Origin of the sequence: Bradyrhizobium sp. CCGE-LA001 (assembly GCF_000296215.2) — a bacterium.
Lineage (GTDB): Bacteria > Pseudomonadota > Alphaproteobacteria > Rhizobiales > Xanthobacteraceae > Bradyrhizobium.
Map to the genome: position 1 here is coordinate 7,090,674 of NZ_CP013949.1, position 25,232 is coordinate 7,115,905.

General features: G+C 65.5%; 25 protein-coding genes. 5 read left to right on the forward strand and 20 right to left on the reverse strand.

The window, feature by feature from the left end:
* Positions 1-137: 137 nt before the first annotated feature.
* Positions 138-1,472 (forward strand): dicarboxylate/amino acid:cation symporter, encoded by a 1,335-nt coding sequence (locus BCCGELA001_RS32340; protein WP_008546429.1) that lies wholly within the window; start codon positions 138-140, stop codon positions 1,470-1,472.
* Positions 1,473-1,653: 181 nt separating this feature from the next.
* Here the strand turns inward: BCCGELA001_RS32340 and BCCGELA001_RS32345 are convergent, their stop codons facing one another.
* From BCCGELA001_RS32345 to BCCGELA001_RS32390, 10 genes are all read right to left on the reverse strand, one after another.
* Positions 1,654-3,264, reverse strand: coding sequence for an ABC-F family ATP-binding cassette domain-containing protein (locus tag BCCGELA001_RS32345; protein ID WP_060737124.1), 1,611 nt, complete (start codon positions 3,262-3,264; stop codon positions 1,654-1,656).
* Between the two features lie 163 nt (positions 3,265-3,427).
* Positions 3,428-3,775 carry a RidA family protein gene (locus BCCGELA001_RS32350; protein WP_008546442.1) on the reverse strand — a complete coding sequence of 116 codons (348 nt, stop codon included), beginning with the start codon at positions 3,773-3,775 and terminating at the stop codon, positions 3,428-3,430.
* A gap of 15 nt (positions 3,776-3,790) precedes the next feature.
* On the reverse strand, positions 3,791-4,912 hold the full coding sequence (locus tag BCCGELA001_RS32355) for an NAD(P)/FAD-dependent oxidoreductase (protein ID WP_008546444.1): 1,122 nt from the start codon (positions 4,910-4,912) through the stop codon (positions 3,791-3,793).
* Complete coding sequence (locus tag BCCGELA001_RS32360) at positions 4,909-6,327, reverse strand: NAD(P)/FAD-dependent oxidoreductase (RefSeq protein ID WP_060737125.1); 1,419 nt, start codon at positions 6,325-6,327, stop codon at positions 4,909-4,911. Before BCCGELA001_RS32360 ends, BCCGELA001_RS32355 begins: the two co-directional genes overlap by 4 nt.
* A complete protein-coding gene (locus BCCGELA001_RS32365; protein WP_060737126.1) occupies positions 6,324-6,620 on the reverse strand; it encodes a (2Fe-2S)-binding protein in 297 nt (98 codons plus the stop codon). The genes BCCGELA001_RS32360 and BCCGELA001_RS32365 overlap by 4 nt, the downstream gene beginning before the upstream one ends.
* A 26-nt stretch (positions 6,621-6,646) precedes the next feature.
* Entirely contained in the window at positions 6,647-7,783 is a 1,137-nt protein-coding gene (locus BCCGELA001_RS32370) for an NAD(P)/FAD-dependent oxidoreductase (RefSeq protein WP_060737127.1), read from the reverse strand.
* An 8-nt stretch (positions 7,784-7,791) separates the two neighbouring features.
* On the reverse strand, positions 7,792-8,598 hold the full coding sequence (locus BCCGELA001_RS32375; protein ID WP_008546452.1) for an ABC transporter permease: 807 nt from the start codon (positions 8,596-8,598) through the stop codon (positions 7,792-7,794).
* The gene (locus tag BCCGELA001_RS32380) at positions 8,595-9,470 is read right to left on the reverse strand and encodes an ABC transporter permease (protein WP_008546453.1); all 876 of its coding nucleotides are present in this window, start codon (positions 9,468-9,470) and stop codon (positions 8,595-8,597) included. Before BCCGELA001_RS32380 ends, BCCGELA001_RS32375 begins: the two co-directional genes overlap by 4 nt.
* Positions 9,467-10,507 (reverse strand): ABC transporter ATP-binding protein, encoded by a 1,041-nt coding sequence (locus BCCGELA001_RS32385; protein WP_060737128.1) that lies wholly within the window; start codon positions 10,505-10,507, stop codon positions 9,467-9,469. The genes BCCGELA001_RS32380 and BCCGELA001_RS32385 overlap by 4 nt, the downstream gene beginning before the upstream one ends.
* 27 nt (positions 10,508-10,534) lie before the next feature.
* Entirely contained in the window at positions 10,535-11,569 is a 1,035-nt protein-coding gene (locus tag BCCGELA001_RS32390) for an ABC transporter substrate-binding protein (RefSeq protein WP_008546456.1), read from the reverse strand.
* Positions 11,570-11,841: 272 nt separating this feature from the next.
* Here BCCGELA001_RS32390 and BCCGELA001_RS32395 point away from each other — a divergent pair, with 272 nt between their 5' ends.
* On the forward strand, positions 11,842-12,768 hold the full coding sequence (locus BCCGELA001_RS32395; RefSeq protein ID WP_008546457.1) for a LysR substrate-binding domain-containing protein: 927 nt from the start codon (positions 11,842-11,844) through the stop codon (positions 12,766-12,768).
* A 54-nt stretch (positions 12,769-12,822) separates the two neighbouring features.
* Complete coding sequence (locus BCCGELA001_RS32400) at positions 12,823-13,536, forward strand: type 1 glutamine amidotransferase (RefSeq protein ID WP_008546458.1); 714 nt, start codon at positions 12,823-12,825, stop codon at positions 13,534-13,536.
* Between the two features lie 209 nt (positions 13,537-13,745).
* Here the strand turns inward: BCCGELA001_RS32400 and BCCGELA001_RS32405 are convergent, their stop codons facing one another.
* The 8 genes from BCCGELA001_RS32405 to BCCGELA001_RS32440 all read right to left on the reverse strand — a co-directional run bounded on the left by BCCGELA001_RS32405 (position 13,746) and on the right by BCCGELA001_RS32440 (position 19,975).
* A complete protein-coding gene (locus tag BCCGELA001_RS32405; RefSeq protein WP_008546460.1) occupies positions 13,746-14,213 on the reverse strand; it encodes a nuclear transport factor 2 family protein in 468 nt (155 codons plus the stop codon).
* A 94-nt stretch (positions 14,214-14,307) separates the two neighbouring features.
* Positions 14,308-14,757, reverse strand: a complete 450-nt coding sequence (gene ybgC / locus BCCGELA001_RS32410) for a tol-pal system-associated acyl-CoA thioesterase (RefSeq protein WP_082813630.1) — start codon at positions 14,755-14,757, stop codon at positions 14,308-14,310.
* 68 nt (positions 14,758-14,825) lie between these two features.
* Positions 14,826-15,746, reverse strand: a complete 921-nt coding sequence (locus tag BCCGELA001_RS32415; protein WP_060737129.1) for a metallophosphoesterase — start codon at positions 15,744-15,746, stop codon at positions 14,826-14,828.
* 105 nt (positions 15,747-15,851) lie between these two features.
* Positions 15,852-16,721, reverse strand: a complete 870-nt coding sequence (locus BCCGELA001_RS32420; RefSeq protein ID WP_060737130.1) for a DUF6869 domain-containing protein — start codon at positions 16,719-16,721, stop codon at positions 15,852-15,854.
* A 100-nt stretch (positions 16,722-16,821) separates the two neighbouring features.
* Positions 16,822-17,856, reverse strand: coding sequence for a Holliday junction branch migration DNA helicase RuvB (ruvB, locus tag BCCGELA001_RS32425; protein ID WP_193409792.1), 1,035 nt, complete (start codon positions 17,854-17,856; stop codon positions 16,822-16,824).
* Between the two features lie 20 nt (positions 17,857-17,876).
* On the reverse strand, positions 17,877-18,494 hold the full coding sequence (ruvA, locus tag BCCGELA001_RS32430) for a Holliday junction branch migration protein RuvA (protein WP_025034044.1): 618 nt from the start codon (positions 18,492-18,494) through the stop codon (positions 17,877-17,879).
* Positions 18,491-19,018, reverse strand: coding sequence for a crossover junction endodeoxyribonuclease RuvC (gene ruvC / locus BCCGELA001_RS32435; RefSeq protein WP_060737132.1), 528 nt, complete (start codon positions 19,016-19,018; stop codon positions 18,491-18,493). Before ruvC ends, ruvA begins: the two co-directional genes overlap by 4 nt.
* Before the next feature lie 210 nt (positions 19,019-19,228).
* Positions 19,229-19,975 carry a YebC/PmpR family DNA-binding transcriptional regulator gene (locus BCCGELA001_RS32440; RefSeq protein ID WP_060737133.1) on the reverse strand — a complete coding sequence of 249 codons (747 nt, stop codon included), beginning with the start codon at positions 19,973-19,975 and terminating at the stop codon, positions 19,229-19,231.
* Positions 19,976-20,200: 225 nt separating this feature from the next.
* Here BCCGELA001_RS32440 and BCCGELA001_RS32445 point away from each other — a divergent pair, with 225 nt between their 5' ends.
* Positions 20,201-21,949, forward strand: a complete 1,749-nt coding sequence (locus BCCGELA001_RS32445; protein WP_060737134.1) for a methyl-accepting chemotaxis protein — start codon at positions 20,201-20,203, stop codon at positions 21,947-21,949.
* 108 nt (positions 21,950-22,057) lie between these two features.
* Positions 22,058-23,482 carry a methyl-accepting chemotaxis protein gene (locus tag BCCGELA001_RS32450; protein ID WP_060737135.1) on the forward strand — a complete coding sequence of 475 codons (1,425 nt, stop codon included), beginning with the start codon at positions 22,058-22,060 and terminating at the stop codon, positions 23,480-23,482.
* A 207-nt stretch (positions 23,483-23,689) separates the two neighbouring features.
* Here BCCGELA001_RS32450 and BCCGELA001_RS32455 read toward each other — a convergent pair whose 3' ends face one another.
* Together BCCGELA001_RS32455 and BCCGELA001_RS32460 are read right to left on the reverse strand one after the other, a co-directional pair.
* Entirely contained in the window at positions 23,690-24,514 is an 825-nt protein-coding gene (locus BCCGELA001_RS32455) for a TIGR00282 family metallophosphoesterase (protein WP_060737136.1), read from the reverse strand.
* On the reverse strand, positions 24,492-25,088 hold the full coding sequence (locus tag BCCGELA001_RS32460; RefSeq protein WP_060737137.1) for a 5-formyltetrahydrofolate cyclo-ligase: 597 nt from the start codon (positions 25,086-25,088) through the stop codon (positions 24,492-24,494). Before BCCGELA001_RS32460 ends, BCCGELA001_RS32455 begins: the two co-directional genes overlap by 23 nt.
* Positions 25,089-25,232 lie beyond the last annotated feature (144 nt).

A 25,232-nucleotide genomic window follows, 5' to 3' on the forward strand; every position in this document is an offset into this window, starting at 1 on the left:
CCCCCAATTGCGGTGCAACGATCGATGTTCGTGCGATCCGACAAAAATGTGATTGTCACTTCTGCGGCGGCCATCACATGGTGCAGGCCAAGCAGGAGCCAAATCCTGCAAGATCAATGCGTTCCGGGGCACACTCTATGACACAAGTCGCGATCCAGCCAGCCGTCCTCCGTCGGCGCCAACCCTGGTACAAGATCCTCTACATCCAGGTCCTGATCGCGATCGCGCTCGGCGTGCTCATTGGCTACCTCTATCCGGATCTCGGCAAGGCCTTGAAGCCGCTCGGCGACGGTTTCATCGCGCTGATCAAGATGATGATCGCGCCGGTGATCTTCTGCACCGTAGTGCACGGCATCTCCTCGATGGGCGACCTCAAGCGCGTCGGCCGGGTCGGGCTGAAATCGCTGATCTATTTCGAGACCGTCTCGACGGTCGCGCTCGCAGTCGGCTTGCTCGTCGGTGAGATTCTCCAGCCCGGCCACGGCTTCAACATCGATCCCGCCACGATCGATCCGAAATCGGTGGCGACCTACGTCACCAAGGCCCACGAAGAGGGCATCGTCGCTCATCTGATGGCGATCATTCCCAACAGCTATCTGGGCGCCATCGCACGCGGCGATCTCCTGCAGGTGCTGCTGATCTCGATCCTCTCGGGCTTCGCCATCGCCTTCCTCGGCCAGGCCGGCGAGCCCATTGCGGACGCGATCGACAAGGCCGCGAAGATGTTCTTCGGCATCATCCGCATCATCGTCCGTGTCGCGCCGATCGGCGCCTTCGGCGCCATGGCGTTCACCGTCGGCGCCTACGGTCTCGGCTCGCTGCTCAACCTCGCGGCCCTGATCGGCACGTTCTATCTGACCAGCATCCTGTTCGTGCTGATCGTACTTGGCGCGATCGCGCGGCTCGCCGGCTTCTCGATCCTGCGCTTCATCGCCTACATCAAGGACGAGCTGTTGATCGTGCTCGGCACCTCGTCTTCCGAGACGGTGCTGCCGCAGATGATCCAGAAGATGGAGCATCTCGGCGCCTCCCGCTCGGTGGTCGGCCTCGTCATCCCTACCGGCTACAGCTTCAACCTCGACGGCACCAACATCTACATGACGCTGGCTACGCTGTTCCTGGCGCAGGCGACCAACACTCATCTGACCATCTGGCAGGAGCTCGGCATCCTCGGCATTGCCATGATTACCTCGAAGGGCGCCTCCGGCGTCACCGGCGCCGGCTTCATCACGCTCGCCGCGACGCTCTCGATCGTGCCCGACATCCCGATCCAGTCGATCGCCATCTTGGTCGGCATCGACAAGTTCATGAGCGAGTGCCGCGCGCTGACCAATTTGATCGGCAACGGCGTCGCCTGCGTCGTCATCAGCATCTCCGAGGGCGAGCTCGACCGCGACGCGCTGCACGAGACCATGGCCCACCCGCTGGAGATGGGCGAAGCCCTGGAGCCTGGCGGTGGCGCAACCTCGTAGTCCCGCTGCAGGGCAGTCCGGACCCGACGCGGTAGTTTCCCGGAGTAGCAAATTGATGCGACACGAGTCACAACAATGGCGTTGGGATCACGGATTGATACTCAGTTTTTCCGCCCGACGCGCTGGGGGCAGGGCGTCGGGCTTTTGAAAATCTTCGCCACATTTTCACCGCGCGGTGGGGTCAGATGATCCTACCAATGGCGCGCGTCCCGGCAGCAAGATCGAGCCGTCGCGTGATCCCGATCGCCTGCAGGAACGCCTCGTCGTGGCTGACGACGAGCAGCGCGCCGTCATAGGCTCTCAAGCCAGCTTCAACGGCCTCGATCGACTCGATGTCGAGATGATTTGTCGGCTCGTCCAGGATCAGCAGGGACGGCGGCCTCGTCCCGCCCAGCACGCAGGCAAGCCCCGCACGGAACATTTGACCACCACTCAGGCTGCCGGCGACTTGCAACGCTGCATCGGCGCGAAACATGAACCGGGCCAGCGCGGCATGGCACGCATTCGCGCCCGCCGCTGGATTGAGGCGGCCGAAGTTCTCCAGGATCGATAGAGCGGGATCAAGCAGGCTGACCTTCTGATCGAACAGCGCGAAGTCGGGCCTGACCCGCACAGTGCCTGCAACGGGGCGCAACTCGCCAGCAATGAGCTTCAGCAGCGTCGTCTTGCCCGAGCCGTTGGTCCCGACGAGCGCGACGCGCTCCGGCCCGACCATCGTGAACGACAGATCGTGCAAGACCGGCTGCTCCCGTCGATAGCCGGCGCTGACGCCGTCGAGCCAGACCACTTCCCTCCCGGCGGGCAGGCCGGTCACAGGTAGCTTCACCGACAGCGGCTGAAGAACCTCGATACGCCGGCGTGCGGTGTCGATCGCCTCCAGCGCGTTCGCCCGCCGCCGCTCGGCGATTTGCGCATTCTTGCCGCCGCTATCCTCGCTGCGATCCCTGCGTGCACCGGCCAGGATGCGCGGCATGTCGCCCTTCGCCTGTTTCTTCTTGCCGCCGCTGTCCTTGCGCGCTTTCCGCTCGGCGGCTTCCTGGGCCTTGCCATCGATCTCGGACAGGCGCCGCTCGGCATGCGCGAGATCGTGCCTGACGGAAGCGAGCTCGATTGCCTTCTGCTCGCGGTAACGGCTCCAATTGCCGCCGTATCGTGTTGCGCCCAGCGACGTCAGCTCGACGATCGCATCCATCGTCTCGAGCAGGTCCCGGTCATGGCTGACGACGATTGCGCCGCCGCGGCAGCCGGCGAGAAGGTCGGTCACCGCCTCGCGTCCGTCCCGGTCGAGATTGTTGGTGGGCTCATCGAGCAGAAGGAAATCAGGCTCGGCAAACACCAGCGCAGCAAGACGAACGCGCGTGATCTGGCCGCCGGACAGGTGCGAGAGCTGCGCCTCGGGCGAGAGATCGAAGCCGAAGCGCGCCAGCGCGGCTTGAAGCCGTGCTTCGAGTGTCCAGTCGATCCCGGCGATGTCGTCCGCCGAGGCGTCGCCCTGCTCCGCACGGCGCATCAGTTCGAGGACATGGCGCACACCGAACAGATCAGCCACCGTGCTGTCTGCAGGCGGTTGCACGGCCTGGCGCAGCAGGCCGATGGTGCCGTTGATCAGGACTCGCCCGGACTGGGGAACATGCTCGCCCAAGATCGACGCGAGCAGCGTCGTCTTGCCGACACCGTTGCGGCCAACGAGACCGGTGCGCTCGGCAGTGAATGTCAGATCGATGCTGGAAAGAAGAGAACGGCCGTCAGGTGTGGACAGCGAGAGGTTCGACAGGATGATCGAAGCAGGCATGGAATTCCCCGTGAGCAAGGCGGATGGGCGTTGCGGTCGAGGTAAAATCCATGGCTGCGAAGTTCCTGATTGAGAGCCCTTTAATTAGTCATGCAAGAGCGCAAGATCAAGCCGCGGTTGAGGGAACGACAGCGCGGAAAGCGCTGTCGTTTGAAGCCCGCGATCAGCCCTTCAGCGCGGTGACCACCACCTCGATCAGCGCGCTGCCGCCGAGATCGGCGACGCCGACGGTGGCGCGGGTCGGCAGATTGTCGCCGAAGAACTCGGTCCAGGCCGCGTCCATCTCCTTCTTCTTGGCGAGGTCCGTGACGAAGATCGATGCGCTGACGACGCGTGACTTGTCGGTGCCCGCTTCCTTCAGATAGCCGGCGATCTTGCCGAGGATGTTTCGGGTCTGCTCGCCCATCGAGACCGACGTGTCGTCGGCAATGGTGCCGCCGAGGAAGACGAAGCCGTTGGCTTCGACGGCGCGGTGCATGATCGGCGTGCGGATGCTGCGGGTGATGCTCATGATGTCCTCTTGTTGCTAGAGCGTGGTGGGATGGAAGCGGTCGATGCCGAGACCGCTGACACGGGTCTGGGTGCCGCCGTTCACGATCAGCTCTGCCATGACGGCGCCGGCGCCGGGGCCGAGCTGGAAGCCGTGCAGCGAGAAGCCGAACTGGTGATACAGGCCCTTGTGACGGCTGCTCGGCCCGAACACGGGAATGTCGTCCTTCATCTTGGCTTCGATGCCGGCCCAGGCCCGCACGATGGTGGCGCTGCGCATCACCGGAAACAGCTCGAACACCGTCTGCGCGCTCGTCGCAAGGCTTTTCCAGTCGAGCACCGTTTCGTTGCGGTCCTGATAGGGCATTGCCAGATGGCCGCCGCCGATCAGAACGGTGCCGTTGGAGAATTGCTTGAAGGACAATTTGCGCCCGCGCAGGATCACGACGGGATCGATGAAGTGCGGCACGCGCGAGGTGATCATCAGCATCGGCGCCACGGTCTCGACCGGAACCGGCTCGCCGAGCGCGGCCGCGATTGTCCCGGCCCAGGCGCCGGCGGCGTTGACGAGAACCGGTGCGGCATAGGTATCCGGGCCGACGTCGACATGCCAGAGGCCGCCACTGTGACGGATATTGCCGCCCGCCATGCCCTCGCGCACGGTCGCACCTAACTGCTCGGCCTTGCGACGGAAGGCCGTCGTCGTCTGCGCCGGACTGGCTGCGCCGTCGCGGCGCGAGACCACGCCGCCGGGGCAGGTCTCGGCAACCGCCGGAACGAGACGCCGCAGCTCAGTCGCGTCGATCAGCTCTTCATGGGTGAAGCCGAGCGCGTTGAGCTCGGCCACGCGCGCGCGGCAAACCGCGAGTTCCTCCTCGTTTTCCGCAACCAGCACCTGGCCGTGGCTCTCGAAGCTGCAATCGTCGTCGAGGAGATCCGATATCTTCTCCCAAATCTCCATCGAACGGATCGAGAGCGGTATTTCGGGGATGTGCCGCGCGAGTTGGCGCACGCCGCCGGCATTGACGCCGGAGGCGTGACGGCCCGCATAGTCCTTCTCGATCAGCACTGGCTTCAACCCGGCGAGGCATAGATGCAGCGCGGTCGAGCATCCGTGGATGCCGCCGCCGACGACGATCGCATCCACATTTTTGGTCATCCGCGCACCACCGCCTTGACGTCCGCCTCGCTCTTAGGGACGGCGGCGAGCTCGGCAAGCGTGATCGGCTTTACCGGCGCGCGCAGTCGATAGTAGCCGATCTCCTGCGGCGTCTTCCCACGCGCTTGCGCCATCAGCTCGGTGACGGTGAGGCCGCAGAGCCGGCCCTGGCACGGACCCATGCCGGTGCGGCGATAGGCCTTGAGCTGATTCGGACCGGTCGCGCCGATCGCGACGGAATCTAGAACGTCCTTTGCCGTCACCTCTTCGCAGCGGCAAACGATGGTGTCGCCGGAGGGAATTCGGAATTGCGGCGGGGGGCGGAACAGCGTGTCGAGGAAGACGCGGCCGCGCTCGGCCTTGGCGAGATCAGCGCGCAGGCTCGCCATCGTGGGCAACTTCGCGGCGGCCGCTGGCGTCAGCGCTTCCACCGCTGCGCGCGCCGCTATCCGGCCGCGCACCACAGCCGCATTGGCGCCACCGATGCCGGCGCCATCGCCGGCGATGGCGATACCAGCGACCGAGGAATTTCCGCTCGCGTCCAGCACCGGCGACCAGCACAATTGCAGATCGTCCCAGCGGTGCTCGACGCCGGCCGCCATTGCCAGATTGACGTTGGGCACGACGCCCTGATGCAGCAGCAGCAGATCGGCGGGGACAGTCTCGCGCTTGCCGCTGGCGACATAGCTCACGCTCGCGAGCTGACCGTCACCGGACGCCGTGAGCTCTGTGACGGCGGAGACGACCTGCACCTTCGCCTTCACCTCGCGCATCATCGACAGGCCCTTGGCGAAATAGGGCGAGGTCAGGAAGGCGAAGGCATGGGGCAGCGCGGCGAAATAATTGCCGCGCTCGGTGGTGTCGAGGATGCGGTCGATCTGACCGCCGAGGCGCAGGATCTGCGCGGCGAGCAGCCAGAGCAGCGGCCCCTGCCCTGCGATGACGGTTCGGCCGTCAGGCACCAGAGCCGATGATTTCAACATGGTCTGCGCCGCGCCGGCCGTCATCACGCCGGGCAGCGTCCAGCCCGGAATCGGGAACGGCCGCTCCAGCGCGCCGGTCGCGAGGATCACCCGCTTTGCCTTGACGAAAGCGGACGCACCGCCGATCGACACGGCGATATCGAGATTGCGGTCGAGGCTCCACACGGTGGCGCGATGGATCACCTCGGCGCTGCTCGCGCGCAACGACTGCACGAGATCGGCACCGACCCAATAGTCCGCACCGAGCTGATTGCGCTCCGTGACCGGCGTCGACGAGATGGCGCGAAACACCTGGCCGCCGGGGCCGATATTCTCGTCGAGCAGCAGCGTAGACAGGCCGGCGTCGGCGGATGTCGCAGCCGCGGCGAGGCCGGCGGGACCGGCGCCGATCACCACGACGTCATAGGCTTCGCGCTTGGGAGCCACAGTCATCTTCCGATCTCCCGCTTGCCCTTCTGGATCTCGACCTGCATGCCCTCAGCAACGGGCACGAGGCAGCCCTGGCGGTTGCCGACGCCGTCGATGGTAACGAGACAGTCGAAGCACACGCCCATCATGCAATAAGGCAGCCGCGGCGAACCGCTCACCGCAGTCGAGCGCCGCGCGTCGACGCCGGAGGCCAACAGCGCCGCAGAGACGGTGTCGCCCTGGCGCGCCGCGACCGCGACGCCGTCGACGAAGATCTGCACCTGAGGACGCTTGTCCTGTTCGGATCGTCTAAACATCGATGCCTCTTGGCTCCTTCATATCTCTAATAGCCGCTGTTGTTCGCCGCGCCCGCGCCGCCGAAGCGGCTGGCCGAGAACGCGCCGACCAGCTCCGGCTCGAGCGCGCCCTGCACCACCATGCGCGCGATCTCGAAGGCGTGGTTGGAGGCGAGCGTCACGCCGGAATGGCAGCAGGCGACGAAGGCACCGGGATGCGTCTCCGACTGGTCATAGATCGGAAAGCCGTCCTGCGGCATCACGCGGATGCCGGCCCAGCTTCGGACCACGTTGAGCCGCGACAGATGCGGGAACATGCGCTGGGCGCGATCGGTCATCACGGCGCTGATCGAATGCTTCAGCGCGCGGTCGTCGAGCTCGTCCTCCTTGCTGTCGCCGATCATCACCGTGCCCTCGTCGGTCTGGCGGACCGTGGTCAGCGGATGCGGCAGGAACGGCATGGTGCGCTCGGTCACCACGATCTGGCCGCGGGTCGGGCCCATCGGCGCGTAAAGGCCGACCATAGGCGCCAGCGTCTGGTTGGCATTGCCGGCCGCGAGCACGATCTTGGCGGCGCGCAGCTCGCCCTGCGGCGTGGTCAGACGGAATTCACCGCCACTCTTGCCGATCGCGGAGACCGAGCGCTCCGGAAAATAGTCGATGCCCAACGCTCTGAAGCCGGTATGGAAGGCGCGGAAGGTGCGCAATGAATTGACGTGGCCGTCGAGCGGACAATAGCTGCCGCCGGAGACCTCGGGCCCGATCAGCGGCAGCGCCTTCTTCACCTCGGATGCCGGCAGCATCTCCATCTTGTAATCGGCCGCGCCGACCTGGTTGTGCATGCGCTTGACCAGCTCGGTGCGCTGGCCGAATTCGTCCTCGCCGAGCGTGAGATGAAAGCCGCCATTCTGCTGAAGCGAGACGTCGAGGCCGGTCTGTTGCTTCAACTCCTCCGCGAGCCGGCTCCAGGCCTGCGACGCCCGTACGGTCCACACCGTATAAGCGGGCATGCCGAGGCCCTTGCTCTGCACCCAGACCAGCGCGAAATTCGCGCGCGAGGCACGCTTGGTAATGTCGCCTTCGTCGAGCACGGCGACGCGCTTGCCGAGCCGGCCGAGGCCCCAGGCAATGGCGGAGCCGAGTAGCCCGCCGCCGACCACGGCGACGTCATAGTCTTTGGACATCAGTTCTCCTATCGTCCCGTATCGCCCTTGCCGGCGAGCACACGGTCGAGCCCGTAGAAGCGGTCGAGCACAATGAGGGCACCCATGGTAATCGCGATCACGCAGGCCGAGACCGACGTCACCAGCGGATCGATGTTGTCCTGGATGTAGAGGAACATGCGGACCGGCAACGTCTCGGTGCCGGGTGCCGCGAGGAAGACGGTCATGGTGAGATCGTCGAAGGATTGGATGAAGGCGAGCGCCCAGCCGCTGATCACGCCGGGCAGGATCAAGGGCAAGGTCACGCGGCGGAACAGCGTCCAGCCATTGGCACCGAGCGAGACCGCCGCCATCTCGACGGTGCGGTCCATGCCGGTCGCAGCTGCCAACGTCAGCCGCAACGCGAACGGAAACACGATGATGACATGCGCGATGATCAGCGCCGCGAAGCTGCCGCCCATCCCGGCGGATGTGAAGAAGCGCAGGAAGGCGATGCCGAGCACGACATGCGGGATCATCAGCGGCGACAGGAACAGCGCCGCCAGCGCGTCGCGCCCACGGAAGCGATAGCGCGCGATCGCAAGTGCCGCCGGCACCGCGAACAGCAGCGCCACCAGGGACGACAGCGCGCCGAGCCCGAGGCTGACCCAGAAGGCGTGGATGAATTCCGGATAGTTCGCGATCGTCCTGAACCAGCGCAGCGAGAAGCCGTTGGTCGGCAGCGACAAATATCCCTCGGGCGTGAAGGCGACGAGGCAGACCACCAGGATCGGCGCCACCATGACCATGACGAAGACGGCATGGAAGATCAGCGCGAGCGGGCCGTTCCGTCTCATCGGAACACCTCCGCATATCGGCGCTCGATCAGCGCGTTGCTGCCGACGACGATCAGCACCAGCGCGGCCAGCAGCAGCGTTGCGACCGCCGCACCGAGCGGCCAATTGAGCGTGTTGAGGAATTCGTCATAGGCGAGCGTTGCCGCGACCTTGAGCCGGCGGCCGCCGATGATGGCCGGCGTCGCAAAGGCGCTGGCCGAAAGCGAGAACACGATGATGGCGCCTGAGAGCACGCCGGGCATGATCTGCGGCATGATGATGCGGCGGATGATGGTCGCGGGGCTTGCGCCGAGCGACATCGCGGCATTCTCGATCTGGGGATCGAGACGCTGGAGGGCCGCCCACACCGACAGCACCATGAACGGCATCATCACATGCGCAAGCGCGATCACCATGCCGGTTTCGGTGAACATGAAGGGAATGGGGGAGCCGATCACCCCGAGCGACATCAGGAGCTTGTTGACGAGCCCGTTGTTGCCGCCGAACAGCAGCGCCCAGCCCAGCGTGCGTGCCACCACGGAGATCAGCAGCGGCCCGAGAATGATCAGCAGGAAGAAGCTCTTCCAGCGGCCGCTCATCCGGTTGAGGATGTAGGCTTCGGGCGCCCCCAACAGCGCCGTGAGCAGCGTGGTCAGGATGGCGACACGAAAGGTCCGCCAGAACATCTCGGCGTAATAGGGATCGGTCGCGATCTCGTGCCAGTTCTTGAGGATGAAGACCGGCTCGATGCCCTTGTACTGGCCCCAATCGTGGAACGACAGCATCACGGTCATGGCGAGCGGGATCAGCAGAACGCCGACGAACAGCATCAGGGCCGGCGCCGTCAGCGCCCATGGCGCACGCGTGCTGCGTTCCTCGGCGACCGCGCTCATGCGCCGGCCCTCGCGCGCACGCTCATGTCCTCGGGCCGCCAGGCAAGGCGAACCGCCTCGCCTTCGGTTGGCTGGGCCTTGCCGTCGTTCTGGCGAATCACGATGGCCGGGCCGCATTCGCTCTCGCACTGGAACAGCCAGTGATTGCCCTGGAAGATGCGCGTGAGGATTTTTGCGTTGAGGCCCGCTTCGCCAAAGCCGATGCGCTCGGGGCGGATGCTGACGGTGACGGGACCATTGAGACCGGCCGGCGCCGGCGCACTCCAGGAGCCCGCGGTCAATTGCGCCGGCGTCGCGGTCCGGTCGACCACCGCGGCAAAATCGTTGGTCTTGCCGAGGAACTGCGAGACGAAGGCCGAGGCCGGCTTCTCGTAAGTCTCCTGCGGCGTGCCGATCTGTTCGATCTTGCCCTGGCTCATCACCACGATGCGGTCGGACAGCGACATCGCCTCGTTCTGGTCGTGGGTGACGAGGATCGTGGTGGTGCCAATGGTGCGCTGGATCTGGCGCAGCTCGATCTGCATCTCCTCGCGCAGCTTTGCGTCGAGATTGGACAGCGGCTCGTCGAGCAGGAGCACGCTCGGCTTGATCACCAGCGCACGCGCCAGCGCCACGCGCTGCTGCTGGCCGCCGGACATCCTTCGGGGATGCCTGTCCTCGTAACCGGCAAGGCCCACCATCGCGAGCGCGGCACGGACACGCTCGGCCCGCTCGGCCCGCGCCACGTTGCGCATTTCGAGACCGAAGGCGACGTTCTCCGCCGCGGTCATGTGCGGAAACAACGCATAGCTCTGGAACACGATGCCGAGGCCGCGCTTGGCCGGCTGGATCGCGGTCAGGTCCTTGCCCTCCAGGCGGATCGCGCCGCGCGTCGGATCAAGGAAGCCCGCGATCATCTGCAACGTCGTGGTCTTGCCGCAGCCGGACGGGCCGAGGAAGGAGATGAACTCCCCCTTCCCCACCGACAGACTGAAGTCGTCGACCACAGTCTGCGGGCCGAACTGTTTTGCGACCCGATCGAGCTCGAGATAGGCCATGCGCTGTCTCCGCTAGCGACGATCAGATCAGCGCTCGACCTCGCGGTTCCAGCGCTTGGTCCACTCCTCGCGCTTCTCGTTGATGACTGTCCAGTCCGGATTATAGAGCTTGGCCGCGCGCTCGCCGATCGGCGCCATCTTGCCGAGCTCCGGCGGGACCACTAGCGATTTCAGCACCGGGCCATAGCCATAGTCCTTGAGCATCACGAGCTGGATCTTGGGATCGAGCAGCGTCTTGACGAAGCTCACAGCCAGCGGCGAAGCGTTGGGCTTGTTGATCGGACACGCCGTCGTCAGAAGCGTTGCCGCGCCTTCCTTCGGATAGACGAAGTCGACGGGGAAGCCGGTGTTGGCGAAGCTCTGCACGCGGCCGGTGCCCCACACCGCGATCACGGCCTGACCGGACTGGAACAGCTCGGTCATCTTGCCCGGCGACGGCTCGTAGGCGAGCACGTTCGGGTTGATCTGCTCCTTGAATATCTTGAAGCCGGAATCGACGTTGGTCTCGCCGCCGCCGTTCATCTTCGATAGCATCACCAGCGCTTCGAGGCCGTAGGTGTTGTTGATCGGCGGGATCACGAGCTGCTTGGCGTATTTCGTGTCCTTCAGATCATTCCACGAGGTCGGCGGCGCCCAGCCTTTCTCCTTGAACACCTTGGTGTTGTACATCAGGCCGGTCGCGACGATGCCGATCGCGACTGCGCGATCGTCCTTGAAGCGCGCGGTGTCGTAGAGATCGGCGGGCAGGCCGTCGAGCTTGCCGCAGAAGCCGAGCTGGATCGCCTGGTACATCGGGCCGTCGTCGACGATGGCGACGTCGATCTGCTGATTGCCCTTCTGCGCCTGGAGCTTGGCCAGGGTGTCGGTGGAGTTGCCGGCGACGTATTCGACCTTGACGCCGTTTTCCTTCTCGAAGGCCGGGATCACCTCGTCGCGGATCGTCTTCTCGAACGAGCCGCCATAGCCGGCGACGTAGAGCGTCTTTTGCTGGGCCGATGCGGCCGACGGGACGGCGATGAGCGCTGCGAGGCTGACAGCGGTCAGAAGACGTAGAGTTTTCATGTGGACCGATCTCCATACCGGGATGAGGTGACGTGCCGACAAGTCTCCGACTGAGGCACCTTCCGCATTTCCTTCCGCGCAAACCCCTCCCCGATCAGGGCTCCGGCCCCTGCTCGACGGGTTTGGCGCGACCTGGGGGTTTGAACCCCTCCAATCTGCCGAAAAAGCGGGCTGGCTCCAGCTCTGATGAAAAAGATCGCAGACCGGCACTTCCATCGTCCAATGAATAATGGCACCCTTTGCATGCCGAAATGTTATGGATGGAATTTGGAATGGCGCGGATCAATTCGCGGCAGGTCGAGGCCTTCCGCGCGACGATGCTGACGGGCAGCGTCACCGAGGCGGCGAAGCTGATGGTGGTGACGCAGCCGGCGGTCAGCCGGCTGCTGCGCGACTTCCAGGCGCTCTTGAAAATGGAGCTGTTCGAGCGCCGCGGCACCGGTCTCGTGCCGACCGCAGCGGCGATGGCGCTCTACACCGAGGTCGAGCGCTCCTTCGTCGGTCTCGAACGCATCACCGCGGCCGCCGAGGAAATCCGCGGCCGCCGCACCGGCTCGCTGCGCATCGCCGCGCTGCCGGCCTTGGCGAACGGCTATCTGCCGCGGCTCGCCGGACACTTCCTGAAGGAACGCCCCAACCTCAACCTCGCCTTCTTCGGCGTGATCTCCCCGATCGTGGTCGACTGGGTGCTGAACAATCAATGCGACATCGGCTTTGCCGAGGTACCGATCGCGCATTCCGGCCTGCCCAGCCTGCGGCTTCCGGCGCTCGCCCGCGTCGCGGTGCTGCCGACCGGGCATCATCTGGCGGAAAAGGAAGTGCTGGAGCCGCGCGATTTCGAGGGCGAGACGTTCATCTCGCTGTCGGCGGGATCGTCGAGCCGGCATCTCGTCGACCAGGTCTTCCACCGCAGCGATGTCCGCCGCGTGCTCCGCGTCGAGACCACACTGTCGGAGATCATGTGCGGGATGGTGTCATCGGGACTCGGGGTGTCGATCTGCGATCCCTTCACCGCGCAGGAATTTGCCACGCGCGGCGTCGTCGTCCGCCGCTTCCTGCCGCGCATCGATTTCGAGTTCTCCGCCGTCTTCCCGGCGCAGCGCAGTCCCTCGCCGGTGGCGCTGGATCTGGTCGAGACCATGCGCAAGGCGCTCATTGAGTTCGAGGACGAGTCGGCACGGGATTTTGCACCGGGCTGACTTGGACCTCTTGGAAAGCCTGCGGTATCCTCTCCCGTCTCCGCAGGGCACGACATGGCACGCATCACCATCATCGAGACCGGGCTCGTTCCTGAAAAACATCGCGAGCGCCACGGCTCGTTTCCGGACATGTTCGCGCGCATGGTCCGCGCCGCGGATCCGGCAGTTGGTGTGGATGTCATCAGCATCCCGAACGGCGATGCGCTGCCCGAGCCGCGCAAGCTCGAAGCCGTGCTGATCACAGGTGCTGCAGCCGGCGTCTATGATGGGCTCGACTGGATCGCACCGCTGGAAGATTTCGTGCGCAGCGCTTACGCCAACAAGTCGCCAATGGTGGGCGTCTGCTTCGGCCACCAACTGATCGCGCAGGCGCTCGGCGGCACGGTGCGCAAGTCCGACAAGGGCTGGGGCATCGGCCGGCACGTCTATCAGGTGCTGCCCGAGAACGGCGTGATCGACGGCGAAACGGTCGCGATCGCTGCCTCGCACCAGGACCAGGTGATCGAGCCGCCGAACGACGCGCTGACGATCCTCTCCTCCGACTTCACGCCGCACGCCGGCCTGCTCTACGCCAACGGCACCACGCTGACCGTGCAGCCGCATCCGGAATTCGACGTCGAATTCGCGCAAGTGTGCTGCGATCTGCGCGACGGCAAGGCGCCGGATGACGTGGTCGCAACAGCGAGGCAGTCGCTGGCGGAGCCGATGGACAGCGCAAAGCTCGGTGGCGCGATTACGAGGTTCTTGGCGCGGCGCGCGACGCCTTAGTTCCCAACTGTCGCCAAGCAGACTCTTCCCTTCTCCCCCTGTGGGAGAAGGTGGCGCGAAGCGCCGGATGAGGGGTATCTATCCGCGAACTCAATTGTGAGAGCTACTCGCCGAGAGATACCCCTCACCCGTCTCGCCGCTGCGCGGCGAGCCACCCTCTCCCGCAAGGGGAGAGGGTGCAGTGTGCATGCCGCACCATCTCGCAAGCCTCAGAACGGATCAGTCCCCAGCCCCGGCACATCCGCCGGCCGCGGCCCCGGCGCGGCCCAGTGAAACCGGCGATCCTTCTCAGCGATCGCGATGTCGTTGATCGAGGCCTCGCGCCGCTTCATCAAGCCGTGCTCGTCGAACTCCCACTGCTCGTTGCCGTAGGAGCGATACCACTGGCCGCCGGCATCGTGCCATTCGTATTGGAAGCGCACCGCGATGCGGTTGCCGTCGAAAGCCCAGAGGTCCTTGATCAGACGATAGTCCTGCTCCTTCTCCCATTTGCGGGTGAGGAAGGCCACGATGGCCTCGCGGCCCTGAAACACCTCCGAGCGATTGCGCCAGCGGCTGTCCTCGGTATAGGCGAGCGACACCTTCACCGGATCGCGCGAATTCCAGGCATCCTCGGCCATACGCGCTTTTTGCGCGGCAGTTTCTCTCGTGAAGGGCGGAAGCGGCGGGCGCGACATGGAAGGCCTCATCGATGGGTTGAGGCCGCAATCTATCGCTGCATCTGGCGGAGTCGATAGGCCGTTACCAATCAGGCGATCACTTATCGGGCGATCACGAAATCAAATCGGCCTTCATCAAGGTGCGGATCGATTTCGGGATCGGTTGTGCGCGGCCGCCACTGATGAAGGCGACCCGCACCTCGGCCTTCACCAGCACGTCCTCACCACGCCGCACCTCCTGCGCCAGCATGATGGAGGCGCCCTTCACTGCGACCGGCCAGGTCACGACGTCGAGCACATCGTCCATTCGCGCCGGCTTGAGGAAATCCAGATGCATCGAGCGCACGACGAAGGCAAAGCCCGCGCCCTCCGTCTCGACCTGGTCGAACAGCGCCTGCTGTTCGGCGCCCATCAGCCTCAGATGGTTGGTCCGTCCGCGCTCCATGTAGCGCAGGTAGTTGGCGTGATAGACGATCCCCGAGAAATCGGTGTCTTCGTAATAGACGCGGACCTGCATGTGGTGGCGGCCGTCGCGGATCTCGCCGTCGAGATGGGCAGTCACGTCGCGAGCCTCTTCGCTTGTCGGTCACCGGCCCGTTTTGCGCAAAAACAGGCGGTCGCGCAAGCGTGTTAGGACACAACCGGTGAGGTTCGCCCCAGCGTGACCTCGACGATCTCCGGCGGCACGCCGAAACGGAGCGGCATGATGCTGCAACCGAGGCCGCCGGAGACGATGACGTCGCATTTCAGCCTGATATGACCATAGGCGAGCTGGATGCCTTGCTGCGGCGGCACCGCCGGCGACCAGCCGAGCAAGCGAATCTGGCCGCCATGGGTGTGGCCGGACAGTTGCAGCGCGACGCGCACGGGTACGCGCGGCGCGATGTTGGGCTCGTGGGCGAGCAGGATGATCGGCGCATCGTCCGTGACCTTGGCGAGCGTCGCGCCGAGATCGTCGGCGCCGAAACGCGACACGGTGCGAAGCCGGCGCGCCGGCAGGAAGGCGAGCTGATCGCCGAGGCCGGCGAGCCAGAATGGACGGCCGTCCTTGGTAAGGCGTACGACGTCGTTCTCGTAGACGGGAATGCCGGCCGCTTCCAGCGCGCGATGCGCGATGGTCGGGCCGTGCCCGGTCCGCTGCACGGTCCTGTCGTCCCAATAATCATGGTTGCCCATGACGGCATGGACACCGAGCGGCGCCTTGAGGCCGCCGAGCACTTTAGCCCATTCGCTGGAGGGGATGATGCGCGTGACGTGGTGCAGGCCGGCGACATAGTCGCCGAGCAGCACGATGATATCAGGCTTCAGCGCGTTGGTGCGGTCGACGATGGCCTCGATCCGCTCCAGCGGCATCCAGGGATCGCAGGCATGAACGTCGGCGATGACGGCGATCTTCAGCGGAAAATCGGCCGGCCATTGCCGCGGCGTCGGATGATAGCGGGTGATGCGAAGCCGCAGCACCGGCTCGACGGCGACGCCATAGGCGGCGGTCGAGATGCCGAGGGCGGACAGGCCGCCGATGGAGCGGATGAGATGACGGCGCGTGATCATGGAAGCCCGTTTCTGATGCAGCCTCTCGATGCGATCCGATTGGAGCGGAATTGGGGTGCGCCCGTGCAGGCCGTCAGCATCCTCGTGCAGAAGCCTGCACAAACATTACCAGCGGCTCTCGCCGATCAGCGCATCCAGACGCGCCTTCAATTCGTCGGGCGCGCGATAATACCAGACACCGCCGAGCAGCTCGCGAAAGCGTTCGTTGACACGCGCCTCGCGCTCGATGCGGTCGATCGTTGCAGCGTTGATCACGTCTTCGAGGGGTCCCGCGGCCAGCAGCGACAGCAGCACGGGATTGGCCTCGATCTTCAGGACTTCCAGGACGAGGTCGATCAATCCGTCGGGATCCTCTTCGCGCAGATCGCGCTCGAAATCCATGATCGCAAACAGATTGTCGTCCTGGTCGCGATCGGACTTGGAATATTGCTCGACCCAGGCACGGGCGAGCGCAGCGGCCGACAGGCTGGCGCAATCGAGCGGCTCGCGCGGCGTGCGCTGGGCCAGATGGTCGGCCTGCCAGGCCTTGCCGTCGGCATGCTCTACAATGCGCGCCATCAAGGGATCGTCCGGGGCGCCATGCACGCCGCCGAGCAGCCAACGCAACCGATCGTTGCGCATGGCTTCGTGCTCGATGCGGTCGATCACCGCCTCGCCATGCGCATAGAGCAGCGAGAGCAGGAACTTGTCGTTGAGCTGCATCACGGTCGGCTTGTCGGCCTCGGTCCCGAGCACCTCCAGCACGAGATCGAGCGCCTGTTGCGGGCGGCGCTGCGGCAGACGATCGAAATAGAGTTTCAGGGCCCAGACGCTGCCGACCTGGTCACGCCGGCTGACGCGCTGGAGCGCGCACCACATCGATGCCAGCTCACCGATCGGCATTGGATCCAGGAACGCCTCGGTCTCGTCAGGCGTGCGCAACTGCGGCGCGGCAACGATGACCTCGAGCAGCCCGGTGTCGTCCGTCAGCCCCATTTCTTCCAGCTCCAATCCGTATGCGTGAGCGGCGAAGCGAGTGCGCCGCATGTTCGGATTAGTGATGGGATTGAAGCGGTGGGTTCACCGGTTGCGGCAGTCAGTCATCCTCGGACGAATCCGTGCCGAACAACCCGAACTGGGCTGGATCGCGATTCGGCTCGGCCAGCCCGAGATGGCGGAAGGCGTGCGACGTCAGCAGCCGGCCGCGCGGGGTGCGCTGGAGATAGCCGCACTGGATCAGATAGGGCTCGATGATGTCCTCGATCGCATCGCGCGGTTCCGACAAGGCCGCAGCCATGGTCTCGACGCCGACCGGGCCGCCGCCATAGTTGAGCGCGATGGTGGTGAGATAGCGGCGGTCCATGGCGTCGAGCCCCGCGGCATCGACCTCGAGCGCGCTCAGCGCATGATCGGCAATCTTGCGGTCGATCTTGTCGGCATCGGCCGCCGAGGCGAAGTCGCGCACGCGGCGGAGCAGACGGCCGGCGATGCGCGGCGTGCCGCGGGCGCGGCGCGCGATCTCGTTGGCGCCATCGGCGCTCATGCCGACATTGAGCACGCGCGCGCCGCGGCTGACGATGCTCTCCAATTCCTCGATCGTGTAGAAATTCAGCCGCACCGGAATGCCGAAGCGGTCGCGCAGCGGATTGGTGAGCAGGCCCGCGCGCGTGGTGGCGCCGACGAGCGTGAACTTCGACAGTTCGATCTTCACCGAGCGCGCCGCGGGGCCCTCGCCGATGATGAGGTCGAGCTGAAAATCCTCCATCGCGGGATAGAGCACCTCTTCCACCGCCGGGCTGAGGCGATGGATCTCGTCGATGAAGAGCACGTCGCGCTCTTCGAGATTGGTGAGGAGCGCGGCAAGATCGCCGGCCTTGGCAATCACCGGCCCCGACGTGGCGCGGAAGCCGACGCCGAGCTCCTTGGCCACGATCTGCGCCAGCGTGGTCTTGCCGAGGCCGGGGGGACCTACGAACAGCACGTGATCCAGCGCCTCGCCGCGCTTGCGCGCCGCTTCGATGAAGATCGACAGGTTCTTGCGCGCCTGCGCCTGGCCGACGAAATCGGACAACGACTGCGGACGCAGCGCGGTGTCGCCGACATCGTCGCTGCGGCGCTCGGGCGAAACCATGCGGTTGACCTTTGGATCGCTCACTTCGCGAGCTCCTTCAGGCCGAGGCGGATCAACTGCGCCGTCTCGGCGCCTTCACCCGCACTGCGCGAGGCCGATGCGATCGCCGCGGCCGCCTGCGGCTGGCCGTAGCCGAGATTGACCAGCGCGGAGATCGCATCCGCCACGGGGCGCGGCGCGCGTTGGTCGTCGACGGCCCCGGCGAGATGCACGACGGCCGGATCGACATTGGCAAAGGCCGGCGCCTTGTCCTTCAATTCGGTGACGATGCGCTCGGCGACCTTGGGGCCGACGCCGGGCGTGCGCGCCACCGCGGCCTTATCACGCAGCGCGATGGCGTTGGCGAGATCGGAAGGCTGCAGCGTGCCGAGCACGGCGAGCGCGACCTTGGCACCGACGCCCTGCACGGTCTGGAGCAGGCGAAACCATTCGCGCTCCTGATCGGTGCGGAAGCCGAACAGTTTTATTTGATCCTCGCGGACGTAAGTCTCGATCGACAGCACGGCCGCCTCGCCCGGCGAGGGCAGGTGCTGCAATGTGCGCGAGGAGCAATGCACCTGATAGCCGACGCCGCCGACGTCGAGGATGACGAAATCCTCGCCGTATGAATCGATAAGGCCCTTGAGCTTGCCGATCATATCCCCACCACCTTCAGGCGCAGCGCGGTGCTCTGGCGGTGATGGGCGTGGGTGATGGCGATGGCGAGCGCGTCGGCGGCGTCCGCCGACGGCGGCTCGGCCTTGGGCAGCAAGATTTTCAGCATCGTCGCGATCTGTTGCTTGTCGGCGTGACCGGCGCCGACCACGGTCTTCTTGACCTGGTTCGGCGCGTATTCGGCGACGGAGATGCCGAACATTGCGGGCGCCAGCATGGCGACGCCGCGGGCCTGGCCGAGCTTCAGCGTCGCGACGCCGTCCTTGTTGACGAAGGTCTGCTCGACTGCGGCTTCCATCGGCTGGTGATGCGACAGAACGGCGGCAAGCCCCTCATGGATCGCGAGCAGCCGGCTCGCCAGCGGCAGATCGTCCGGCGGCTCCACCGAGCCGCAGGCGACGTAGATCAAGCGATTGCCCTCGGCCTCGATCACGCCCCAGCCGGTGCGGCGCAGGCCGGGGTCGATGCCGATGATGCGGACGGGGCCACGAATCGGGAGCGCAGTCATGGGCCAGTGATAGCGGCTGGCTGGACCGAGGGAAACAGAAACAGAACGGAAGTAACAGGGGAAAGGCGGTCTCGTGCCCCGGGCGCGACGCAGCACGAAGTGATGGGTCGCAGAACCAGGGCCCATACTCCCGCGGCGCGTGAAGCACCATGGGTCCCGGCTCTGCGCAGCAGCGTTTCACGCTGCAGCGCGTCCGGGACACGAGCGGCATCAGCCGCCCATCTTCGCGACCAGCGCGTCCGATATCTCGAAATTGGCGTAGACCTGCTGCACGTCGTCGTGGTCGTTGAGCAGGTCCATCAGCTTCAAGAGCTTCTCGCCGGTCTCGTCGTCGACCGCGACGGTGTTCTGCGGCTTCCAGATCAGCGCGGCCTTCCGGGGCTCGCCAAACTTGGCTTCCAGCGCCTTGGCGACGTCGCGATAGCCTTCGGTCGAGGCATAGATCTCGTGGCCGCCCTCGCCGGAGACGACGTCGTCGGCACCGGCCTCGATCGCGGCATCCAGCACCGCGTCGTCGGAGGCGACGCTGCGGTCGTATTCGATGATGCCGGTGCGGTCGAACATGAACGACACCGAGCCGGTTTCACCCAGATTGCCGCCGGACTTGGTGAAGAAGGAGCGGATGTCGGAGGCGGCGCGGTTGCGGTTGTCGGTCAGCGCCTCGACGATGACGGCGACGCCGCCAGGGCCGTAGCCTTCATAGCGGATCTCGTCATAGTTCTCGCCGTCGCTGCCGAGCGCCTTCTTGATGGCGCGCTCGATATTGTCCTTCGGCATGTTCTCCTGGCGCGCGGCGATCACGGCGGCGCGCAGGCGCGGGTTCATGGCGGGGTCGGGGGTGCCGAGCTTGGCCGCGACGGTGATTTCCCGCGCCAGCTTGCCGAACAGCTTCGACTTCTGCGCATCCTGCCGCCCCTTGCGGTGCATGATGTTCTTGAATTGGGAATGTCCGGCCATGCGTGGTCTCTTGAATGGTCTTCGGTCTGGTTCGCCGATGGGGTGGGGAAGCGCGGCCTTATAGGCCGCCAACCCACCGGAATCAAAGGGACTCTGGTGCCCTAAGGTAGCACCGTAGAGGTAGCCGCCGTATTGGCCCGTGCCTAGAGGTGGGGCATCGTTAACCCTGATTTCATTCCGGCCTGCGAAAATAGCGTCCGCCCGTTCCCCGACAAGAGAGACGTGATGGCGTTCGGACTATTTCGGAAGCGTCTGCCTGACATGGCTGCGCCTGCGGCAGCACCGCAGGCCGCGCAGCCGGTGGCCAATTCCGAGCCCGCCCCGGCGGCCGAAGCCGATTCCGCCAGGGAAATCCTGGAATTGCTGGAACTCGAACTGGGCGCGATGATTCGCCAGCTCGAGCGCGCCGCCAATTCCGTGGCCGGGGGCGCCGATGCGACTGCCACCACGCTGGCCGCCATTCGCGACCGCACCGACGCCCTGACCGGCCGCACCAATGCCGCGCAATCGACCGCATCCACCTTCGCCCATGCCGCCGACAAATTCACCCAGTCGGCGCTGGGGATCGGCGCGCAGGTCCGCGAGGCCGGCAAGCTCGCCGACGAGGCCAGCGCCGCCGCACAGGAAGCCCGTGCCAATGTCGACCGCCTGCGCGAATCCTCCGCCGCGATCGGCAATGTCGTCAATCTGATCGCGCAGATCGCGCGGCAGACGACGCTGCTCGCGCTGAACTCGACCATCGAGGCCGCACGCGCGGGCGCTGCCGGCAAGGGCTTTGCCGTCGTCGCCACCGAGGTCAAGGCCCTCGCAGTGCAGACGCAAGGCGCGACCGAAGAGATCACCAGGAAGATCGACGCGCTGCAGCGCGACGCCGCCGGCTCCGCGGACGCCGTGCACCGCATCTCGCAGGCGATCGAGGCGATCCGCCCGGTGTTCGAGACCGTCAACGGCGCGGTTGCCGAGCAGAACGCCACCACCAGCGAAGTGTCCGGCAACGCCGCCAGCGCCTCCGAGTTCATCGTCTCGGTCGGCGAGAGCGCTGCCGAGATCGATGCCGCGACCAAGGCAGCCGAGAGCCACGGCGAGAACGTCGCCAGCGCCGGCAAGGCCGTCACCACCTTCGCCCAGAAGCTGAAATCACGCTGCGCCGTGCTGCTCCGCCAAAGCGAGCACGACGACCGCCGCAAGACCGAGCGCCTGCCCTGCCATCTCAAGCTCGAGACCGCACGCGGCGTGCTGCCGGTCTATGAAATCGCGATGGACGGCGTGCTGATCGGCGGCGCCGATGCCGGCCGGCTTGCATCCCAAGCCGTGATCGAAGGCACGCTCGAACATGTCGGCGCCTGCCGGCTGCGCGTGGTCGAGCAAACCAAGGCCGGCGCGCGCGCGCAATTCGTCAGCCCCGACGCGGCACTCCGCGAGAAGATCGAAGACAGGCTCTGGTCGATCCATGAGGAGAATACCGAGTTCGTCACCCGCGCCATGGAAGCGGGCAACGCGCTGACCAAGATCTTCGAGCAGGCCGTCGCGCGCGGCGAGGTCAAGCTCGACGATCTCTTCGATACCGATTACGCGGAAATTGCCGGGACCAATCCGCAGCAATATCGCACGAGATATCTGGACTGGGCCGACCGCGCGCTGCCGCCCTTCCAGGAGGCCTTCTTGGCGAAGGACCCGCGCATGGCGTTCTGCGCCATGGTCGACCGCAACGGCTTCCTGCCGGTGCACAACAAGATCTATTCGCATCCGCAGCGGCCGGGCGATGTCGCCTGGAACACGGCCAACAGCCGCAACCGGCGCATATTCAACGATCCGGCGGGGTTGGCGGCTGGGCGCAACCTGCGCTCGTACCTGGTCCAGAGCTATGCGCGCGACATGGGCAACGGAAACACCGTGATGATGCGGGAGATCGACATCCCGATCCGCGTGCAGGGCCGGCACTGGGGCGGATTCCGCACGGCCTACAAACTGTAGTGCACGCTCAGGCAAGACGGCGGCGACGAATCATCCTCTAAACTCGAATCGGAATGGAAATGCCGCCGTGAGCCGGCGAACGGCTCTGACTGGAGGATTCATCGAAACATGTCCGTCGCACAACTTGCAGTCATGGACACCGGCTCGAACCGGACGCTGGCCGAGCGGCTGATCGACCAGCTCGCCGATCGCATCGGCGGGCTCGGCGTGGAACTCGCCGATATCGCCGGCAACGTCCAGGAAGTGGCAAACCGCGTCTCGAACCAGTCGGAGCGGTTCCATCATCTCCAGAAGACGGCCGAGACCATGGTCACGGCCAACCATGACATCGCCAATGCATCGCAGGCGGTGCAGACGACGACGTCCGCCGCGGTCGGCGAGATCGCGCAGTCGCGCAGCGCCGTCGATACCGCGGTCAGCCACATCTCCGAGCTCGTCGCAGCCGTTGAGCGCATCGAAGCGCGCCTGAGCGCCGTCGGCTCGGCGCTGGCGCAGGTCGCGAAAGTGTCTGGTTCAATCGAGGCGATCGCCAAGCAGACCAATCTGCTGGCGCTGAACGCGACGATCGAAGCGGCGCGCGCCGGCAATGCCGGCCGCGGCTTCGCCGTGGTCGCAAGCGAAGTGAAGAACCTCGCGGAAGCCACCCGCCAGGCCACGCATCAGATCTCCGACACCGTGCGCGATCTCGATGGCCAGATCGAGAGCCTGATCGGCGAAAGCAGCGACGCCTCGCAGCGCGCCAAGACCGCCGGCGAAGGCGCCCAGCAGATCTCGGGCATCATCTCGCGGGTCCAGCAGGGCTTTGCCTCCGTGGAGGCGGAGATCGACAGCGTCGCGCGGGCGGCGACCTCCAATCTCGGGCATTGCGACACCGTCATCAGCGAGCTCAACGAGCTCGCCAAGGGCGTCGATCTGTCCTCGCGCGATCTCAAGAGCGCCGATCAGCGCGTGACGAAGCTGCTCGACACGTCCGAAGGCCTGATCGCGCTGATTGCCGACAGCGGCGTGGAGACGTCGGACGCACCGCTGATCCGCGTCGTCGTCGAGACCGCCAAGCGGATCTCGGCCGAGTTCGAAGCCGCGATCGATCGCGGCGAGGTCACGCTCGACCAGCTGATGGACGAGAGGTATCGCGAAATTCCCGGCACCGATCCCAAACAATACCTCACCAATTACGTCGACTTCACCGACCGCGTGCTGCCTGCGATCCAGGACCCGATTCAGAAATCCGATCCCCGCATCGTGTTCTGCGTCGCCTGGGCCAAGGGCGGCTATCTGCCGACCCACAATCCGAACTACCGCCTGCCGCAGGGCAAGGACCCGGTCTGGAACAACGCCAATTGCCGCAACCGCCGCCTGTTCACCGATCGCGCGATGAAGAAGGTCGCAGGCAGCACCAAACCGTTCCTGCTGCAGACCTACCGCCGCGACATGGGCGGCGGGCAGTTCGTGCTGATGAAGGATCTGTCCTCGCCGATTATGGTCCGCGGCAAGCACTGGGGCGCCTTCCGGATGGGTTTTCGGCAGAGCTGAGAACCGTCGCGACGGCGCCGCACAGGCCTCTCCGAACAGAGGCGCGAAAACAACCCCATGCACAGTAGCCGGGGTGAGTGAAATCAATGACTTACGCGCGCAGGCCGCGGGCGGTTTGATTTGTCGGGCAAAACAGGGGTAGAATGCTATTATTCCGAAATAACAGAGGCTCGCCTTCCGGCCCCTGCATAGGCGAAGACGACTAATTTAGCTCAACCAGAACTTCGGCGTCGCCGGCTCCAGCCTCCCGCCCATGCGCACCGGCGCGATCTTCAACGCAAGCCCTGTCGCATCGTCCGTCTCCACGGCCACACCGCTCAACGTCGCGGTACCCGCGGCCGGCTCGAACCGCGCCGACGGAATCCCCGAGGTGAATCTCCGCAGCGGCTCTTCCTTCTGCATGCCGATGATGGAATCGTAATCGCCGGTCATGCCGGCGTCGGTCATGTAGGCGGTGCCGCCTGTGAGGATCTGGTGATCGGCGGTCGGCACATGCGTATGCGTGCCGACGACGAGGCTGGCGCGGCCATCGCAAAAGAAGCCGATGCCTTGCTTCTCGCTTGAAGCCTCGCAATGGAAGTCGACGACGATGGCGTCCGCGGCGACGCCGAGCGGACAGGCGCCAAGTTCGCGCTCGAGCGCGGCGAAGGGATCATCGAACGGGGTCATGAAGACGCGGCCGAGCGCGTTGACGACGAGCGCATGCTTGCCGTTCTTGGTCTCGACCAGAGCGGCGCCGCGGCCGGGTGTGCCGCGCGGATAGTTCGCGGGGCGCACCAGGCGGTCGGCGCGCTCGATGAACACCAGGGCCTCGCGCTGGTCCCAGGAATGATTGCCGAGCGTCACCGCGTCGGCGCCGGCCTCGAGAAACTCCTGGTAGATCGCTTCCGTGATGCCGAAGCCGCCCGCTGAATTCTCGCCGTTGACGACGACCAGATCGAGCGACCAGTCCTTGACCAAGCCGGGCAGATATTCAGTGATTGCCTCGCGCCCGCTACGGCCGACGACGTCACCCACGAAGAGAATGCGCAACTTCAGAACTCCGGAAATCGAACACGTCCGATTCCGTTAGCACATAATCCAGCGCCACGTCGTGGGATAGTGCCGGAACCGCCTCGATCTCCTGCGCTGCAAACGCAAGGCCGATGCCGACGATGTGCTTTGCTTTGCGCAAATGCGCGAAGGTGAAATCGTAATGTCCGGCGCCATAGCCGATGCGATGGCCGAGCCGGTCGAAGGCGGCGAGCGGCGTCAGCATGATGTCGGGGATGACTTCGGCGGCTGCGGGCGACGGCTCGGGAATGCCGAGCGGGCCGAGCATCAACCGATCGTTCGGATGAAACAGGCGGAAGATCAGCGCCTGGCCGCGCGCGGTGACGCAAGGCAGCGCCAGCTTCGCGCCCTCCTCGGCGAGCTTCTTCAACAGCGGCATTGGATCGATCTCGCTGCGGATCGGCGAATAGCCCGAGACGATGCTGCCGGGCAGCAGCGTGAACGGCAGCCCGCGCTTGGCGAGCTTTGCAGCCGCGGCGGTGCGCTTCTTCTCGCTCAGCGCGTCGCGCTTGGCGAGGGCCTTGGCACGGAGTTCGGCTTTGGAGTTGGGCATGTGCGTTGGTCCCCCACGTCGTCATCCGCCTTGTGCGCCCTTGCGCACTGGTGCGGGTGATCCAGTATTCCAGAGGCGGTGGTGATTCACACAAAGGCCGCGGCGTACTGGATTCCCCGCTCCAGTGCGCAATTGCGCACAAGG

Bases quoted from the DNA above. Each gene is read 5' to 3' on its own strand.
- BCCGELA001_RS32460 (WP_060737137.1), bottom strand. From the start codon at position 25,088: ATGCCCAACTCCAAAGCCGAACTCCGTGCCAAGGCCCTCGCCAAGCGC.
- BCCGELA001_RS32395 (WP_008546457.1), top strand. From the start codon at position 11,842: ATGGCGCGGATCAATTCGCGGCAGGTCGAGGCCTTCCGCGCGACGATG.
- BCCGELA001_RS32355 (WP_008546444.1), bottom strand. From the start codon at position 4,912: ATGACCAAAAATGTGGATGCGATCGTCGTCGGCGGCGGCATCCACGGA.
- BCCGELA001_RS32375 (WP_008546452.1), bottom strand. From the start codon at position 8,598: ATGAGACGGAACGGCCCGCTCGCGCTGATCTTCCATGCCGTCTTCGTC.
- BCCGELA001_RS32405 (WP_008546460.1), bottom strand. From the start codon at position 14,213: ATGTCGCGCCCGCCGCTTCCGCCCTTCACGAGAGAAACTGCCGCGCAA.
- BCCGELA001_RS32370 (WP_060737127.1), bottom strand. From the start codon at position 7,783: ATGTCCAAAGACTATGACGTCGCCGTGGTCGGCGGCGGGCTACTCGGC.
- ruvC (WP_060737132.1), bottom strand. From the start codon at position 19,018: ATGACTGCGCTCCCGATTCGTGGCCCCGTCCGCATCATCGGCATCGAC.
- ruvB (WP_193409792.1), bottom strand. From the start codon at position 17,856: ATGGTTTCGCCCGAGCGCCGCAGCGACGATGTCGGCGACACCGCGCTG.
- BCCGELA001_RS32365 (WP_060737126.1), bottom strand. From the start codon at position 6,620: ATGTTTAGACGATCCGAACAGGACAAGCGTCCTCAGGTGCAGATCTTC.
- BCCGELA001_RS32450 (WP_060737135.1), top strand. From the start codon at position 22,058: ATGTCCGTCGCACAACTTGCAGTCATGGACACCGGCTCGAACCGGACG.
- BCCGELA001_RS32345 (WP_060737124.1), bottom strand. From the start codon at position 3,264: ATGCCTGCTTCGATCATCCTGTCGAACCTCTCGCTGTCCACACCTGAC.
- BCCGELA001_RS32340 (WP_008546429.1), top strand. From the start codon at position 138: ATGACACAAGTCGCGATCCAGCCAGCCGTCCTCCGTCGGCGCCAACCC.
- BCCGELA001_RS32400 (WP_008546458.1), top strand. From the start codon at position 12,823: ATGGCACGCATCACCATCATCGAGACCGGGCTCGTTCCTGAAAAACAT.
- BCCGELA001_RS32445 (WP_060737134.1), top strand. From the start codon at position 20,201: ATGGCGTTCGGACTATTTCGGAAGCGTCTGCCTGACATGGCTGCGCCT.
- BCCGELA001_RS32380 (WP_008546453.1), bottom strand. From the start codon at position 9,470: ATGAGCGCGGTCGCCGAGGAACGCAGCACGCGTGCGCCATGGGCGCTG.
- ruvA (WP_025034044.1), bottom strand. From the start codon at position 18,494: ATGATCGGCAAGCTCAAGGGCCTTATCGATTCATACGGCGAGGATTTC.
- BCCGELA001_RS32350 (WP_008546442.1), bottom strand. From the start codon at position 3,775: ATGAGCATCACCCGCAGCATCCGCACGCCGATCATGCACCGCGCCGTC.
- BCCGELA001_RS32440 (WP_060737133.1), bottom strand. From the start codon at position 19,975: ATGGCCGGACATTCCCAATTCAAGAACATCATGCACCGCAAGGGGCGG.
- BCCGELA001_RS32390 (WP_008546456.1), bottom strand. From the start codon at position 11,569: ATGAAAACTCTACGTCTTCTGACCGCTGTCAGCCTCGCAGCGCTCATC.
- BCCGELA001_RS32415 (WP_060737129.1), bottom strand. From the start codon at position 15,746: ATGATCACGCGCCGTCATCTCATCCGCTCCATCGGCGGCCTGTCCGCC.
- BCCGELA001_RS32420 (WP_060737130.1), bottom strand. From the start codon at position 16,721: ATGGGGCTGACGGACGACACCGGGCTGCTCGAGGTCATCGTTGCCGCG.
- BCCGELA001_RS32385 (WP_060737128.1), bottom strand. From the start codon at position 10,507: ATGGCCTATCTCGAGCTCGATCGGGTCGCAAAACAGTTCGGCCCGCAG.
- BCCGELA001_RS32360 (WP_060737125.1), bottom strand. From the start codon at position 6,327: ATGACTGTGGCTCCCAAGCGCGAAGCCTATGACGTCGTGGTGATCGGC.